This window comes from Azospirillum sp. UENF 312511, assembly GCF_058780635.1.
The window spans coordinates 1220237-1236375 of sequence record NZ_JBSNCG010000001.1; the positions used below are offsets into that span (position 1 = coordinate 1220237).

General features: G+C 67.2%; 13 protein-coding genes, 1 tRNA gene and 2 pseudogenes. 9 read left to right on the forward strand and 7 right to left on the reverse strand.

Annotated elements, in window-relative coordinates:
- Positions 1–103: 103 nt before the first annotated feature.
- Positions 104–2071, forward strand: a complete 1968-nt coding sequence (locus ACWPN7_RS05575; protein WP_492273153.1) for a hypothetical protein — start codon at positions 104–106, stop codon at positions 2069–2071.
- Between the two features lie 244 nt (positions 2072–2315).
- Positions 2316–3266 (forward strand): sensor histidine kinase, encoded by a 951-nt coding sequence (locus ACWPN7_RS05580; protein WP_051658190.1) that lies wholly within the window; start codon positions 2316–2318, stop codon positions 3264–3266.
- Positions 3267–3689: 423 nt separating this feature from the next.
- On the opposite strand, the gene ACWPN7_RS05585 is transcribed toward ACWPN7_RS05580, so the two are convergent.
- The gene (locus tag ACWPN7_RS05585; RefSeq protein WP_451991358.1) at positions 3690–4718 is read right to left on the reverse strand and encodes an IS110 family RNA-guided transposase; all 1029 of its coding nucleotides are present in this window, start codon (positions 4716–4718) and stop codon (positions 3690–3692) included.
- 113 nt (positions 4719–4831) lie between these two features.
- On the opposite strand from ACWPN7_RS05585, the gene ACWPN7_RS05590 reads away from it, so the two are divergent.
- The 3 genes and pseudogenes from ACWPN7_RS05590 to ACWPN7_RS05600 all read left to right on the forward strand — a co-directional run bounded on the left by ACWPN7_RS05590 (position 4832) and on the right by ACWPN7_RS05600 (position 6723).
- Positions 4832–5116 carry a transposase gene (locus ACWPN7_RS05590; RefSeq protein ID WP_492273154.1) on the forward strand — a complete coding sequence of 95 codons (285 nt, stop codon included), beginning with the start codon at positions 4832–4834 and terminating at the stop codon, positions 5114–5116.
- 99 nt (positions 5117–5215) lie between these two features.
- Positions 5216–5665: pseudogene (locus tag ACWPN7_RS05595) on the forward strand (IS5 family transposase); the annotation flags it as partial.
- A 95-nt stretch (positions 5666–5760) separates the two neighbouring features.
- Entirely contained in the window at positions 5761–6723 is a 963-nt protein-coding gene (locus ACWPN7_RS05600) for an acetyltransferase domain-containing protein (protein ID WP_349621198.1), read from the forward strand.
- A 27-nt stretch (positions 6724–6750) separates the two neighbouring features.
- Here the strand turns inward: ACWPN7_RS05600 and ACWPN7_RS05605 are convergent, their stop codons facing one another.
- The 6 genes and pseudogenes from ACWPN7_RS05605 to ACWPN7_RS05630 all read right to left on the reverse strand — a co-directional run bounded on the left by ACWPN7_RS05605 (position 6751) and on the right by ACWPN7_RS05630 (position 13990).
- Complete coding sequence (locus ACWPN7_RS05605; protein WP_051658189.1) at positions 6751–7761, reverse strand: YihY/virulence factor BrkB family protein; 1011 nt, start codon at positions 7759–7761, stop codon at positions 6751–6753.
- A gap of 10 nt (positions 7762–7771) precedes the next feature.
- A complete protein-coding gene (locus tag ACWPN7_RS05610; protein WP_081863107.1) occupies positions 7772–8596 on the reverse strand; it encodes a DUF3618 domain-containing protein in 825 nt (274 codons plus the stop codon).
- Between the two features lie 209 nt (positions 8597–8805).
- A tRNA-Lys gene (locus tag ACWPN7_RS05615) sits at positions 8806–8881 on the reverse strand.
- A 136-nt stretch (positions 8882–9017) separates the two neighbouring features.
- Entirely contained in the window at positions 9018–9566 is a 549-nt protein-coding gene (gene coaD, locus ACWPN7_RS05620) for a pantetheine-phosphate adenylyltransferase (protein WP_014197255.1), read from the reverse strand.
- Positions 9567–9587: 21 nt separating this feature from the next.
- Positions 9588–12411: pseudogene (gene gyrA / locus ACWPN7_RS05625) on the reverse strand (DNA gyrase subunit A).
- Positions 12412–12610: 199 nt separating this feature from the next.
- On the reverse strand, positions 12611–13990 hold the full coding sequence (locus tag ACWPN7_RS05630) for an MATE family efflux transporter (protein WP_459198132.1): 1380 nt from the start codon (positions 13988–13990) through the stop codon (positions 12611–12613).
- A gap of 195 nt (positions 13991–14185) precedes the next feature.
- On the opposite strand from ACWPN7_RS05630, the gene ACWPN7_RS05635 reads away from it, so the two are divergent.
- The 4 genes from ACWPN7_RS05635 to ACWPN7_RS05650 all read left to right on the forward strand — a co-directional run bounded on the left by ACWPN7_RS05635 (position 14186) and on the right by ACWPN7_RS05650 (position 16074).
- Positions 14186–14338 carry an entericidin A/B family lipoprotein gene (locus ACWPN7_RS05635; RefSeq protein ID WP_014197259.1) on the forward strand — a complete coding sequence of 51 codons (153 nt, stop codon included), beginning with the start codon at positions 14186–14188 and terminating at the stop codon, positions 14336–14338.
- 41 nt (positions 14339–14379) lie between these two features.
- The gene (locus ACWPN7_RS05640) at positions 14380–14583 is read left to right on the forward strand and encodes a hypothetical protein (protein WP_081863106.1); all 204 of its coding nucleotides are present in this window, start codon (positions 14380–14382) and stop codon (positions 14581–14583) included.
- Positions 14584–14839: 256 nt separating this feature from the next.
- On the forward strand, positions 14840–15466 hold the full coding sequence (locus ACWPN7_RS05645; RefSeq protein WP_040134036.1) for a calcium-binding protein: 627 nt from the start codon (positions 14840–14842) through the stop codon (positions 15464–15466).
- A 155-nt stretch (positions 15467–15621) separates the two neighbouring features.
- The gene (locus ACWPN7_RS05650; protein ID WP_051658188.1) at positions 15622–16074 is read left to right on the forward strand and encodes a hypothetical protein; all 453 of its coding nucleotides are present in this window, start codon (positions 15622–15624) and stop codon (positions 16072–16074) included.
- Positions 16075–16139 lie beyond the last annotated feature (65 nt).

The following is a 16139-nucleotide window of genomic DNA, read 5'->3' on the forward strand; positions in this document are numbered from 1 at the left end:
AAGCACAGGCCAACCACCGCGAAATCTGCCATTGTCTTTCCACACCCTCCGGAATGCCGTCGCGGGATGTGCGTTCCGTAAGATCAACATCACGGGGAGACCGATGGCGCAACCGCGGTCCGTCGCTCGGGATCATGCCGGGGCGCCACCTGACGGTGCCGCGCTCCGGCGCGCGCTGGCGGACATCGCGCATGCCCTGCACCGGGCCGAGGAAGGCATCGGTTCCGTCCTGTCCCTGACCGCTGCGGAGGGGACCGCTGACGGTCTGCTTGCCGCGCTCGTCGGCAGCCCCGTCGCCGCCAGTTTCAGCGTCCTGCGCTGGCCGCAGTCCCTGCTGCCGCCGCTGGGAGGACCCGACGATCTCGACGCGGTCGCCATCAGCCTTCTGCCCTTGGCCGATGCTCCTCCGGATGAAGCCCGTCGGGATATCGCCCTGGCCGCCGAACGCGGCGGCGGTGATCTGGCCGGAGAAGCGGTGCGCGGCCTGTTGGGTCTTCCCTCGCTCCACCCGCTCTGGCTGGGGCTGGACGGCACGCAACGGGCCGCGTTCCAAGTGGAAGGGCTGACCGCCGCCCTTCTGGACCTGTGCTTCGAGCGCCCCATCCTGAGCGTGGTGGAAAACGCCCAGTGGACGCGCGGGCTGACGGTGCCCCTGCTGGACGCGCTGAGCAACGCCGTCGACGATGCACGCCTGTGCCTGCTCGCCATCCGCTCCCCCGTGCCGCGCGGTCGGCCCGACGGTTGGGAGCCCCCCGGCACGGCACGGCGCATCACTCTGCCGGTGCCCACTGGGAGACCACCCGACGTCGCCGGCCCCAACGAGAACGAGGACGAGGATGATCCGAGGCCGCACGCCGCGCTGCTTGGGGATCTGCGCCACGACCGGCGGCCGGGACGGATCGAGTGGATGACCCATCACGCTCCGTTGGCGGGCGATTGGGCGCTGGCCTGCGCCAGCGCACGGCACGCCGGACGACGGGCGGAGACCGACTGCCGCCTGGCCGACGCCGCCCGTCATTACATGGATGCCCTGGCCGCGCTGGACCGGCTGCCCGAAACCCGGCGGCACGCGCAACGCCGGATCGATGTGTGGGCCGCCCTGGCCCGCACCCGACCATCACCGGACGGCGGCGCCATAACGGCTGCGGAGAAGGCCCTGGCGCTTGCCGAAGACCTTGGGGACCGGCCGCGCATCGCACGCGCCTTGTCGCTTCTGGCCACTCTGCGCTGGGCCGGCGGCGACCTGACGGCAGCCCGGCGGACGGGCCTGCGGGCGTTGAGGCTCTGGCGGGAAAGCCAAAGCCCCGGTCAACAGGTGCAGATGCTCATCAAACTGGGCCGAGGCTTGACCGAAGAAGGCCGTTTCCGCCACGCCGACAGCGTTCTGCGCGCCGCCGCCGCGTTGGCAACGCGCGGGGAAACGTGCCGTCTCCACGGCCCGACCGCGTTGGCGCCGGTCTGCATCGCCGCGCACCGGGCGCGTTGCCGGGCGGAGTTGGGCGATCCGGAGGAGGCGCTGCGGCTGGCCCGCGCGGCGCTCGCCCGGGCGGAGGATGACGGCCACGCCGCATCCCGCGCTCTGGCCTGTCTGCATCTCGGCTGGGCCGCGCTGACCGCGCAGCGCTACGCCATGGCGGTGGAGCCGTTGAAGCAGGCCGTCGCCATCACCGAGACAATCCGCCTGCACGCCTGTCAACCTCTCGTCCTCGGCGCGCTGGGTTATGCACTGGTCCGCACCGGAGCGCTCAATGACGGAGCGTCCTTGCTGCTGGGCAGCCGGGAGCATGCACGGATGCTCGGCATCCGGCGCCACGAGCCGCAAATTTTGATCTGGATCGCCGAAGCTGCCTTGGTGTCCGGTCAGACGGAGGACGCCGTCCGCAACGCCCGCGACGCCGCCGAAAAGGCGGTGGCCGCCGGACAGTTGGGCGACGAAGCCTGGGCGCGAACTCGCGCTGGCCCGCGGGTTGGCCGACCAGAGGAACATCACCGCGGCCCGGCAGTCCCTGGACACCGCCACCCGCATCGCCGCACACCGCTCGATGGCGCCGTTGCTTGGTCTATGCACTGATTTCCGCAGATCCGTGACCTCCGCCTGAAGACCCGCGGCCAAGCGCCGGACAAACCGCACGAAGATCGAACTTAATTTGCCAAGCACCCGTATAAAAGGCGGTGCGTTCGCATACGAATCTCCATATCGTAGTCGCTTCCCTCCGCGGACGGCTTCGTCCGTTCCCCGCTTTCGAAACGGACGACCGCCGCATATGACTCTTGCCCAGTTCACCCGATTGCGCGGGCACAAGGGTTTGGGGTTCATGTTCGCTCTGGCGACCTTCGCCGTCGCCCTGGTGGCGCGCCTCGCCCTGGACGACCGGCTGCCGGCGGGGTTCCCCTTCCTGACCTTCTTCCCGGCGGTCATCGTCACCACCTTCCTCGCCGGGCTGTGGCCGGGCATCCTGACGGCGCTGCTGAGCGGGCTGGCCTCCTGGTATTTCTTCCTCGGCCCCAACCAATCGCTTGATCTGAACCCAGGCAGCGCCTTGGCGCTGGGTTTCTTCGGGTTGGTCGTGGCGGTCGACATCGCCGTGATCCACATCCTGAACGTGGCGTTGGAACGGCTGGCGGAGGAACGTAACCGCAGCGCCCGCCTGACGCAGCAGACCCAGGTGATGTTCAGCGAGCTTCAGCACCGCGTCTCCAACAACCTTCAGCTCGCCTCCTCGCTGATCGCGATCCAGAAGTCCAAGGTCAGGGATCCCGAAGCCCGCCGCGCGCTGGAGGAGGCCGCCGGACGGCTGTCCACGCTGGGCCGCCTGCACCGCCGGCTTCACGCCCCCCATGACGGGCCGATGGACATGGAGCCGTTCCTGCGCGAACTGTGCCAGGACATCCTCAAAACGTCCGGGGCGGAGCGGGTCGACTGCACGGTCAGCGCCGCCGAATCCGATCTGCCGCCGGACACCCTGATCCCGCTGGCCCTGATCCTCGCCGAGCTGGTCAGCAACGCGCTGGAGCACGGCTTCCCCAACGGCGAGGCCGGGCGGATCGGCGTCGACTTGCGGGCCGACGATGGGGCACTGGTCCTGACGGTGCATGACGACGGTGCGGGCCTTCCCGATGGCTTCACCCTGACGCGCCCCTCCAGCCTCGGCCTGAAGATCGTCAGCTCGCTGGCCGCCCAGATCGGCGGAACCTTCAGCATGACCGGATCGCGCGGACAGGGCACCACGGCCCGGCTGGTCCTGACCCAGACCATGGCTTCCTGAGAGCCCGTCCGAGAAGAAGTTGAATCGGATGAATCGGTTGTGATTCATGTGTGGACGACCGCCTCTGTGCAAGAAGAAAAGTGAAGTAATTAGCGAAGTGGTCGGATGCGGTCATGCGTCCGGCCTCTAGAGGTGCGGCGCTATTGACCGCGGGCCATGATGAGATTCGCGGATCAGGTCCCAATCAAAGTTGCGCGTTTGGAACGCATTGAATCACCCGGGCTTTTCTGATCCTCGGCTCGAACCGTATCGCCATCAATTCACTGTTCACCCTCACACATACTTGTTCGCGAATTTGTTAGACGAGATCACCTGACTCAGCGATCGAGAAGATAAGCGGTGGATAAGTCGCCCGCCGAAGCGCTCTCCAGCGCCAGCATAGGCGGGCGACTTATCCACGGCGCCCGTTCCAGTATCAAGATCTCACGCTACCGCAGTAGCGGTGCGGGAGCTTCGGTAATCCTCGCCGCTGGTCAGCACCGCCCACGCGATGCGAGCCATCTTGTTAGCAAGCGCTACCGTGACGAGCCGGACAGGCTTGCGGTCGAGCATCCGCTTCAGCCATTCAGCGTCTCCTGGTGCTTTGGTCCGAGCGAAACGAATCACGCTGGTGGCGCCGATGACCAGGAGCCGACGGATCGAGCGGTCGCCGGTCTTGGTGATCCGGCCTAGCCTGTCCTTGCCCCCGCTGGAGTTCTGCCCTGGCACCAAGCCCAGCCAAGCCGCTAAGTGGCGTCCTGTTTTGAAGGCCGTCGGGTCGGTGATGGTTGCGGCCAGAACCGATGCTGTGATCGGGCCAATGCCAGGAATGGTGGCAAGCTTCCGGCTCCTCACGTTGGTCTTGTGCCAGGAAACGATCTGCTTCTCCAAACTCTCGATGCGGCTGTCGCAATTCTCGATTTGCCCAACAAGTTCTCGCAACGCGGTACGGGCCAGCTCGGGGAGAGCTTGTTCGTCCAGCCCCGCCATCAATGCGCTGGCGTTCTTTCGTCCCTGGGCCACGACGATGCCAAATTCCGCCAAGTGGGCGCGAAAGCCGTTGATCAGCATGGTTCGTTGGCGGACCAGGAGGTCGCGGGTACGGTGCAGCATCAGGACGGCCTGCTGATCTTCACTCTTTACCGGAACAAAGGCCATCTGCGGACGCGTCACCGCCTCGGCAATGGCCGCCGCATCGGTGGCATCGTTCTTCCGCCCACGCTGCACGTAAGCTTTGACGCGCGGCGGCGGGATCAGCCGGACCCGATGACCGAAGGCCAGTATCCGCCGGGCCCAATGATGAGCCGTGGCACAGGCCTCCATTCCCACCAGGCAAGGTGGCAACTCCCGAAAAAACCCCTCCACAGCATCCCGTCGCAGTTGGCGGCGGATCACCACCCGACCAGCCTCATCGACCCCATGAACCTGGAAGACCTGCTTGGCAAGATCGAGACCGACGGTGACAATGCTCATGTGGACGGCCCTCCCGTATGTGGCGACACGACACCGACCACCTTATGGCACTCAGATGCCGAGGGGCAGCGGTCGTCCACACCATCAAAGTCACCTCCAAGAAGGAGGTGAGGATGTGGACGCCGGAGAACCGAGAGCGCCATGATCGCAGCGGGCTGCGCTACCCGAGCGACCTGAGCGATGAGGAATGGCGGCTCGTCGAGCCGCTCATCCCGCCGGCGCGGCGTGGTGGGCGGCACCGCAGCGTCGATCTTCGGGCGGTGCTGAACGGCGTGCTGTACGTGCTGGAGACGGGTTGCCAGTGGCGCCACCTGCCAGGACTTGCCGCCGCGCAGCACGGTGCACGGTTATCTGCACCTGTGGGCCTGGGAGGGGACGTTGGAGCGCATCCACCATGACCTCTACCAGCGGGTCCGCGAGCAGGAAGGCCGCGAGGCCAGCCCGACCGTCGCTGTGCTGGACAGCCAGAGCGTCCGCGCGGCGGAAAAGGGGGGTGTGCGGCGGACCCGGTCGGCTACGACGCGGGCAAGACGATCAAGGGCGTCAAGTACCACATCCTCGTCGATACGCTAGGCCTGCTCCTGAACGTCGCGGTTCATCGTGCCGACATCCAGGATCGCGACGGCACCGCCCTGGTCCTGGACAAGGCCACCCGCGCACTGTTCCCCTTCATCCGAGTGATCTTCGCCGACGGCGGCTACCAAGGGGACGTCGCGGCCGCCAAGGTGAGCGACGCCGGCGACTGGCGGCTGGAGATCGTCAAGCGCTCCGATCAGGCCAAGGGCTTTGTCGTGCTCCCGAAGCGGGGGCTGGTCGAACGAACGCTGTCATGGCTCACGCGGTGCCGCCGCCTCGTACGCCATTACGAGCAGTACCTCCGCACCTCCGTCGCCTTCATCCGCATCGCCATGATCCGTCTCATGCTCCGCCGCCTCGCTCGGAAATAATCTTTCAGGACAGACTCTGACAGGCCTTTTCCCGATAGGCCTTTCCTGGCGGGCATCGGTGGACAGCGGCGCGCCGTTCCGGCAAAAGTCGCACTATGCCTATCCTCCCCACCTCATCCGCATCGGCGCCCTCGGCGACCAAGACGGCACGGCGCGTCGGCGTCATCGACACGGCGCGTGGCGTAGCACTGCTCGCCATGGCCCTCTATCACGGCTCCTGGGACCTGACCTATCTCGGCTTGGCCGATTTCGACCTGTTCGGCGATCCGCTCTGGCTGGCCGCGCGCACCGGCATCCTCGGCAGCTTCCTGATCCTGTCGGGTCTCAGCCTCGTCCTGGCGGCGGAAGGCGGCATCGACCGGCGCCGCTTCCTGCGGCGCTTCGCCCTGCTCGTTCTGGCGGCGGCCGGCGTGTCGGCGGTGTCGGTGGTCATGTTTCCGGACAGCCCGATCGTCTTCGGCGTGCTGCACCACATGGCGGTGGCGAGTCTTCTCGGCCTCGCGCTGCTGCGCCTCCCCTGGCCGGGGCTTCTGCTGCTCGGCGTGGCGGTGATCGCGCTGGGCGAGACCATCACCCTTCCGCTGTTCGATGAGCCCTGGCTGCGCTGGATCGGGCTGATGACCTTCGAGCCGGAATCGAACGACTACGTGCCGCTCTTTCCGTGGTTCGGCGGCTTCCTGTTCGGGATGGCGCTGGGTCGCCTGTGGCGTCCCGGCCCGGAGAAGACTCCGGGCGGAGCGGTCGGGCGCGGGTTCGCCTGGGCCGGCCGGCACAGTCTGGCGGTCTATCTGCTTCACCAGCCCGTTCTGTTCGGTACGCTGTCCTTGCTGGCGATGGGGATTGGCGCCGACCCGGCGGACGTCCGCAGTTTCCAGACCTCCTGCGTGGCGACCTGCACCAGCAGTGGCGGCGAGATGGCGCATTGCACCGCCACCTGCCGCTGCGTGGCCGACGATCTGAACCGGGCCGGCCTGTGGTCCGACTTCGTCCACGACCGGCTGAGCGCGGACGCTGCCCGCAAGGTCGACGGCGTCATTCAGAGTTGCGGCAGCCGCTGACCCGACAGCATCCGGCAGGGGAAAGCGCTACGCACGGCGCTTTCCCACCGTGTCGGCGACATAGGCGTCCCGATGGCCCATCGGCTTCGGGCCGCGCCCATCCTCTTCCGTGGTGTCGCGGGCGGTCTGGTGCTCGATCTCCGCGTTCAGCTCCGCCCCCATCAGGATCACGTAGGAGGTCAGGTTGAACCACAGCAGCAGCACCACGCCCGCCCCGACCGACCCGTAGGTCTGGTTGTAGCTGCCGAAGTTCGAGACGTAGACCGAGAAGCCCACCGAGGCGATGATCCACAGCGCCGTGGCGATGGCCGATCCCCAGGTAACCCAGCGCCATTTCGGCTGCCGCCGATCCGGGCCGTAGCGGTAGAGCACGGCGAGCGCCAGCACGATCGCCACCGCCAGGATCGGCCAACGCGCGAGGCTGGCGGCCCAGCCGATCGGGGTGTCCCGCAGGCCGAGGAAATTGATGGCCGCCGGCACCGCCACGATCAGCGCCAGCGTCACGATCACGAAGATCAAACCGGCCAGCGTCAACACCAGCGACAGCCCGGCAAGCCGGATGAAGCTGCGCCGTTCCTCTTCGCCATACGCGATGTTCAGCGCGGTGATCAACGAGTTGGTGCCGCGCGACGCGCTCCACAGCGTCAGGACAAGGCCGAACAGAACGCCGAAGCCCAGCCCCTCCTGCGGCGCCGACGCCACGTTGCGCGCCTGATCGCGCAGCACGTTCAACGCCTCCGGCGGCAGCAGACCGGCCAGTTGATTGACCTGCTGCTCCACCCCCGCCGGGTCGAAGACGAGGCCGTAAAGCGACACCAGCGCGGCGATGGCCGGGAAGATGGCGAACAGGGCGTAGTAGGCCACCCCCGCCGCCACGATGGAGATGTTGTCCTTTCCCTGCTCCTCCCAGGTGCGCCAGAGGATGTCCTTCCAGCCCGCCTTGGGAATGTCGGAAGGCCGGGCCGCCGACCGTCCACGTCCCCCTCCCATCTCGACGCGCGGATACTGGTTGCGGTGGTGACGGCTCAACCCCAGCATGCCCCCTCCCTCACGCGACCGCTTCGCGCAGAGCGCCGACACGGTGACGCACCGTCTCGATCTCATGGAAATGGGCGCCGACGATCACCGTCAGCTCTTCGGGCAGGTCATCGTGAAGGCTGTTGCGGAACAGCCCCAGCGTTCCCTCCACACCGCTTTCCAGCCCGCGGAGCAGCCCGCCGCGCGTCCGCGGACCGCCCAATTCCATGTCCAGGTCGCGCCAGACCGCGTGGACCGGCGCCTGGAGATCGCGGCCGCCGCCGCGGCGCACCAGTTCCGCCTCCAAGGCGGCGGCGCTACGGTCGAACTGGGTGGCAACCTGGGCCAGCCGCCCCTTCAGGTCCGGATCGTCCAGAACCATGTCGGCTTGACGGAATCCGGTGGCCCCCTGACGGCAAGCGGCGACCAGAACGCTCAGCACATCCTGGATCGTCCCGTCGACGACCCGTCCCGCCGGCGCTCCGGAGGAGACGGGTTCGACCTCCGGCGTGCGCGACACAGTCCAGGCGAACCACAGGGCGCCCGCCGCCATCACGGCCAGCGGCCAGGGATTGGAGCGGATGGCGCGCGCCATGCGCGACGGGTTGCCCTCCACCACGTCCCGCACCACCTCGATGACACCGCCTGACATCTGGCCGGGCGACAGGCGGAATTCGATTTCGTCGAGAACCGCGTCCATGCGGCCACGGATGGCGTGGATGTCCTGCTCGATCTCGTCCGTCCCACGCCGGCCTTGCGGCGCTGCCGGGGCATCGGATGTGGGTGTTGTGTTTGCTGTGTTGCCCGCCGCGACGCCGCCCATGGTGTCGGCATACGGATCGGTGGCTCGGTTCATGCCGGCGACTCCCCCTCTTGACGCTGCCGCCAAGCAACACCGGAAATTGGCCGAAGGTTCCGGCTTTCTGCCGGGGTGACACGAGGGATCGGCTATTTGAACAGGCCGCGACCGGGAGCAGTACCCCGTCCTTTGCAAAGCGCCACGGGCCGGTTTACCGAGGGAGTTCGAACGGATGCCCTGTTAAACCGTTAAGTTATTGAGGGGAATGGTGATCCGGGTGGGATTCGAACCCACGGCCACATGATTAAAAGTCACGTGCTCTACCGACTGAGCTACCGGATCACAAAAAGCATGCGGCCTGTTGCCGATGCGGGGCGCAACATAGGGGGCGGTGACGCCCCGGTCAACAGCGGGGTTGGACGGAGCGCACAAAAATTTCGCTCTCCGCCGCAGCCCCGGCGCCGTCACTGTTTGCCCGTCACTGTTTGAGGGTCTGGATCTGCTTGCTGGCGTCGCCGTTGCCGGCTTCCAGGGCGAAACGTTCGGCCAGATGGTCGGCCACACGGCCGCTGACGAAGCCGCGGATGTCACCGCCCAGACGCCCGATCTCCTTGACGAAGCGGGAGGAAATGAATTGGCTCTTCTCCGAGGCCATCAGGAACATGGTCTCGATCTTCGGGTTCAGGCGGGCGTTCATGCCCGCCATCTGGAACTCGTATTCGAAGTCCGAAACCGCCCGCAGGCCGCGGATGATCACGGTGGCGTTCACCTCCACCGCGAAATGCATCAGCAGCGTGTCGAAGGCCCGCACCTCGATGCTGGCCCCGGCGTTGTTCAGGGCGGTCACGTCCTCCCGGACCATCGCCACCCGCTCGTCCGTCGAGAAAAGCGGGCCTTTGCCGGCGTTGCGGGCCACGCCGACGATCAGATGATCGACGAGACGCGAGGCCCGCTGGATGATGTCCATGTGCCCGTTGGTGATCGGGTCGAAGGTGCCGGGATAGACACCGATGCGGCGCTTGGCCATGGGAGTACCTTCCGCCTCTTTTTATTCGATCGTGTCACCGGGCGTATCGCCAGGACCGGCATCATTCGCAGTCGTATCGTCCACGGGTGTGTCATCCACGGAGGCCGTCCCGCCGCCGTTCGGATCGCCACCGTTTCCGTTGGTCCCGTTCCCGTTGGTGTCCTCGTCCTCCGCGATGGAGGCGACGGACACCACACGCTCGTCCGCACCGACGCGGAACAGCGTGACGCCCAGCGTCTTGCGGCCCGCGATTCGCACGTCGTGGATCGGCATGCGGATGACCTGACCGCCGTTGGTGACCATCATCACCTGATGCGAGTCCTCCACCGGGAAGGCAGCGACGATGGAGCCGTTGCGGTCGCCCATCTCCATGTTCCAGATGCCCTGGCCGCCGCGGCCGGTCACCCGGTATTCGTAGGAGGAGGTCCGCTTGCCGTAGCCGCGCTCGGTCACGGTCAGCACATACTGCTCCAGGCCCTTCAGCTCCTCGTAACGCTCCGTGCTGAGCGTCACGGACTCGGTCGACACCTCGTCCGCCTCCGGCGCCGCCTCACCCTCCATGTCGACGCCTTCCTCGCGCTTACGCTTCAGGAAGGCGGCGCGCTCCTCGGGCGAGGAACTCGACGTGGTGGAGCGTGGTCATTGAGATGACCTCGTCGCCATCGGCCAGACGGATGCCGCGCACGCCGGTCGAGGTGCGGCCGGCGAAGACGCGCACGTCGGCGACCTCGAAGCGGATGCACTTGCCGCCGCCGGTGGCCAGGAGCACGTCGTCGGCCTCGGAGCAGGTGCGGACGGCGATCAGACGTTCGCCCTCCTCCTCCAGCTTCATGGCAATCAGGCCGTTGGAGCGGATGTTGGCGAAATCCGACAGGCGGTTGCGCCGCACGTTGCCCTTCGACGTGGCGAAGACGACGTGCAGGTCCGCCCACACGGCCTCGTCCTCGGGCAGCGGCAGGACGGTGGTGATGGTCTCGCCGTCGATCAGCGGCAGCAGGTTCACAAAGGCCTTGCCGCGCGCCTGGGGGTTGCCCAGCGGCAGGCGGTAGACCTTCAGCTTGTAGACCATGCCGCGCGACGAGAAGAGCAGGAGCGGCGTGTGGGTGTTGGCGACGAACAGGTCGCTGACCGCGTCCTCCGCCTTCATCGACATGCCCGACCGCCCCTTGCCGCCGCGCTTCTGCGCGCGATAGGTGGACAGCGGAACGCGCTTCACGTAGCCGGACTGGCTGACCGTGACGACCATGTCCTCACGCTGGATCAGGTCCTCGATGTCGGCCTCGAACTCCAGCTCCTGGATCTCGGTGCGGCGCGGGGTGCCGAACCGCTCCTTCATCTCCACCAGCTCGTCGCGGAGGATGCCCAGCAGCTTCGCGCGGTTGGCCAGGGTCTCCAGGTAATCGGCGATCTGGTCGGTGACGTCCTTCAGCTCAGCGCCGATCCGGTCGCGCTCCAGCCCGGTCAGGCGGTGCAGACGCAGATCCAGGATGGCGCGGGCCTGCTCCTCCGACAGGCGGTAGGTGCCGTTCTCGGATACGCCACGGCCCGGCTCGTCAATCAGCGCGATCAGCGGGGCGACGTCCATGGCCGGCCACTCGCGCTCCATCATCTGCTCGCGCGCCCAAACGGGGTCCGGGGCGCTGCGGATCAGCGCGATCATGGCGTCCAGATTGGCGACGGCGACGGCCAGACCGACCAAGGTGTGGGCGCGCTCGCGCGCCTTGCCCAGCAGGAACTCGGTGCGCCGGGTGATGACCTGCTCGCGGAACCGGACGAAAGCGGCGATGATCTGCCGCAAGTTCATCAGTTCCGGCCGGCCGCCGTTCAGCGCCAGCATGTTGACGCCGAAGGAGGTCTGGAGCTGGGTGTGGCGGAACAGCTGGGCCAGCACCACGTCGGGCACGGCATCGCGCTTCAGCTCGATCACCACGCGGACACCGTCGCGGTCCGACTCGTCGCGCAGGTCGGCGATGCCCTCGATCGTCTTGTCGTTGACGACCTCGCCGATGCGCTCCATCAGCTTGGACTTGTTGACCTGGTACGGGATCTCCGTCGCCACGATGGCGAAGCGGTCCTTGCGGATCTCTTCGATCTCGGTCTTGGCGCGGATGATGACGGAGCCGCGCCCGGTCATCAGAGCCGAGCGGACGCCCGACCGGCCGAGGATCATGCCGCCCGTCGGGAAGTCCGGGCCCGGCACGAACTCCATCAACTCTTCGTCGGTGACATTGTTGTTGTCGATGTAGGCGCAGCAGGCGTCCACCACCTCACTCAGATTGTGGGTGGGGATGTTGGTCGCCATGCCGACGGCGATGCCGCCCGCACCGTTGACCAGCAGGTTCGGGAAGCGCGCCGGGACGACCGTGGGCTCCTTGCCCGAATCGTCGTAGTTGGCCTGGAAATCGACGGTGTCCTTGTCGATGTCGTCGAGCAGCGCCTCCGCCGCCTTGGCCAGCCGCGCCTCGGTGTAGCGCATGGCCGCCGCCGGGTCGCCGTCCATCGAGCCGAAGTTGCCCTGCCCGTCGATCAGCGGCAGGCGCATGGAGAAGTCCTGCGCCATGCGGACCATGGCGTCGTAGATCGCGCTGTCGCCGTGCGGGTGGTATTTACCCATCACGTCGCCGACGATGCGCGCCGACTTCTTGTAGGGCTTGGTCGAATCGTACCCGCCCTCCTTCATCGCGTAGAGGATGCGGCGGTGCACCGGCTTCAGCCCGTCGCGGACGTCGGGCAGAGCGCGGCTCACGATCACGCTCATCGCGTAATCGAGATAGGACCGGCGCATCTCGTCTTCGATGGTGACCGGCGCGATGTCGGAGGCGGGAGGAAGGGGCGTCGTGCTCAAGGAGACAAACTCATTCTACGGGCTGCGGCGATGCTCGGTGTTCAACGCTTGCTGTTCAACGCTCAAGGTCAACACTTAAGGTTCAACGGGGCATGTCCGCACGGCCCTTCGGGCCGCTGCATGTAATATAAGAATTCCTATCAGCTTTCGCATGTGCACACAACGCTCCGACAGTCCCACGATTTCTGGCCTTTGCAGGTCAATGGCCTCCGGCCTTTGCGGGACGAGGGCGGCTCAACAGCGCGAAGCGCAGCGAAAGGATGGTCACGGATACCACACTGGCGATCAAAATTCCCTCAAAAAGACCACGCGCGCCGCGGTCCAACCCGAAGGCGAGCAAGGCCGACACCGGAATCATCACCACCGCGTAGGAGATGAAGTGCAGCGCGGTGGGGACCCAGGCGTCGCCGCGCCCGCGCAGAGCGTTCGCCATGACCACCTGCCCGCCGTCCGCCACCAGGACCCAAGCGGTGAAGGCGATCAGCGGCGCCACCGCGGCGATCAGCTGGGGGTCGGCGCTGTAGATCGCCGCCAGCGGCTCCGGCATCCAGCGGTAGAGCACCCCGACTCCGGCCAGGATCAGGCTGGTCACGGCCAGCCCCGTCCAGCCGGCCAGCGCCATGTCCAGCGGGTCGCGCCGGCCATAGGCCACCCCCACCCGCACCGCGGTGGCCGAGGCCAGCCCGACCGCCGCCATGAAGGGCAGCGCCGTCAGGTTCAGCCCGACCGTGTAGGCGCCCAGCGCCAGCGGCGAGATCATCCCGGCGAACAGGCCCAGCGTGGCGAAGGCACCGCTTTCCACGCCCAGGCTGACCCCGGCGGCGTAGCCGAGATGGCGCTGCTTGCGGCTGCCGCTCCACCAGTCGCGGACCGGGTCGCGCACCGCCCAGCGGGCGTGGTCGCTCATGTGCCAGGCGTAGAAGACGAGGCCGAGCCCCATCCCCCAGCGCACCGCCGTGGTTGCCCAGGCCGAGCCGACCGCCCCCAGAGCCGGAAAGCCGCCATGCCCCCAAACCAGCATCCAGGCGAGCAGCGCGTTCAGGAGATTGCCGAGGATCATCGCCACCATGCCCGGAATGGGCCTCTTCAGCCCCTCCAGGAAGAAGCCGGTGGCGACGTACAGCATCATGCCCGGCATGCCGTAGCCGAGCACCGCCATCACCTGCCCGCCGCCCGCCGCCAGATCCGCGGACTGGCCGGTCAGACGGAAGAAGGACTCGCCGGCCAGCGAGGCCAGGGCGAAGAGGATGCCGAGCAGCAGCGCGTAGGGAATCGCCCGGCGCCAGACGCGCCCGCACTCGGCGTCCTGGCCGGCGCCGAGGGCATGAGCGGTCACCGCCACCACGCCCATCATCAGCCCCACGCCGGTGGTGACCAGCAGATTGGCCGGCAGGTGGGCCAGCCCGTAATAGGCCAGTTCCTGCGCGCTGTAGCGGCCGACGATGGCCGTGTCGACCGCCATCATGACGACCAGACCGGCGCGCGAGACGATGACCGGGGCGGCCAGCCGCAGCAATTCGCCGGCATGGGAGCGCAGACGGTCGGCCAGGAGAGGGGCGGGAATCGCGTGGTCGGGCATGATCAAGGCTGTCGGTCGCTTGTGTACGGTTGTCACCGCCGGTGGCGGAACCGGCCATCTTGACCGTGCGGCGTACCACGTCAAGTGGCAGCTTATTGTCCTTCCGCCCTGTTGCAAATCCGCCGAATGGGCCGGAACCAACGCCCGCGGCGGCGCGTTGACGAAGCAACAGCATCCACTGAGGAGTTCGGGATCATGAGCCGCTCCATGCCGTTCCCCGTCCGCCAGATTGCCCTCGCCAGCTTCGTCCTGACCTTCGCCGCGCTGCTCGTCGGCTGCAACACGATCGAAGGGGCCGGGCAGGACGTCCAGGCCGGCGGCCGGGCTGTCGAACGCGCCGCCGAGTGACGCGTCCCACCACGCTTTTCAACCACAAGAGAGACGCCCGTATGAGCGATCCCATGACGCCGGAGCGCCCCACCCCAGGACGCCCTACCGAGGTGCCGCCGCCAAGCAACCCGAACACCCCGCAGCCGGACCGTCCGACCACGCCGGACCCCTACCCGGTGCCTGAGAATCCCGACACCCCTCCGGAGATGCCGCCACCGGCGGATCAGCCGGTTCCCGGCATGCCGACGCCGACCCAGGCGTAAGGCGCCGGGCGCGGCGCAATCCGCGCGAACGTCGTTTCAAGAAAGGCCGATGCTGTGAAGCGTCGGCCTTTTTCCTTGTCCGGACTCCAGCCGCCGAAAGTCGAAGATTCGAATCTGGAAACAACACCGAAACACATGGGCAACAAGACCAAAGGGACCGTGGCAAAAGTTGGCACCGGGGCGTTAAGTGTTTTTTTACCTTTCTCTCCCCTCAACTTGATGTTAACGATTTGTTAATCATTAAGGAGAGGCAACCATGGCCAGGTTTTCGGGAACCAACGCCGCCGAACGCTATCTCGGCACCGACTCCGCCGACACGGTCTATGGCAATGGAGGGAATGACTCGCTCTCAGGGGGGCTCGGCAACGATTTTCTGGATGGTGGGCTTGGGAACGACTGGCTGGGCGATCCCTACGCCGGCGATCCGGGCAACGACCGCATGTACGGGCGCCAGGGCGACGACCAGCTGTTCGGCGGGGCCGGCAATGACTGGCTGGACGGCGGTTCGGGCAACGACACGGTGAAGGGCGGGCGCGGCGACGACACTTTGGTCGGCGGAACCGGCGACGATTGGCTGATCGACACGCTGCGCGACGACGGGTCCGACATCTTCCTGCCCGGTGCCGGCAACGACCATATGGTCAGCTACCGCGACGGCGCGACGGACATCTTCCGCTTCGACGTGGCGCCGGGCGGCTTCGGCACCGACGACATCAGCTATTTCGAAGCGGGAATCGACCGCATCGAGTTCCGCGGCTTCTCCGCCGCCGACCTGACCGTCTCCACCACCGCCACCAGCACGGCCTTCGGGTTCCGGGACGGTTCGTCGCTGACCGTGGATACCGTCGGGCTGCTGTCCGGTCGCGACTATGTCTTCACCTGACCGGTAAACTCACCTGAAGGAAGTACCGCGGGCATGGGGGCCCGATGGCGCAAGGGGCGTGGCCGCGGCTGGCCGCGCCCTTTTCCGCTCCGGTCCGCTGCCCCTCCGCTCCGCTGCCGCGTTATAGCCTTGCCCACGCGACGGAGGAGCCACGCATGAACCATCGACGCCTCACCCCCCGCCCCGCCACCCGGCTGCTCGCCGTCTGCGCCCTGGCGGCGCTCGGCGCCTGTGCGGAGACCGGCGCTGCGCAACGGCCCATGGCGCAGATGTCGCCCCTGGAACTGGTCGGGCTGACGGTGCAGTCCATTCCCGAGAACCGCATCCTGGGTTCGGTCGAGGACGTCGTCCTAACTCCGGCCCGCGAACCGGTCCAACTCGTGGTGGCGAGCGGCGCGCCGGTCCATCCGGTGAAACGCCACGTGACGCTGGATTCCGGGCAGCTGCGCTATTCGGAAGAGCGGCAGGCGCTCGTCCTCACCGGCATGAGCGCGGACCAGTTCGACGCCTTGTTCGCCACGCCCGCTGCGATGGCTCCGGCCCTCGCTCCCCTGCCCGGCGATCCGGCGGATGCCACCAACTGGAACCGCGCCACGGCCCCGCGCTGATCCCTCCTTCGGCCAGACCATGCGAAGCACCCCATGACGGGGCCGCAAGGTCTGGCCGACGGGCA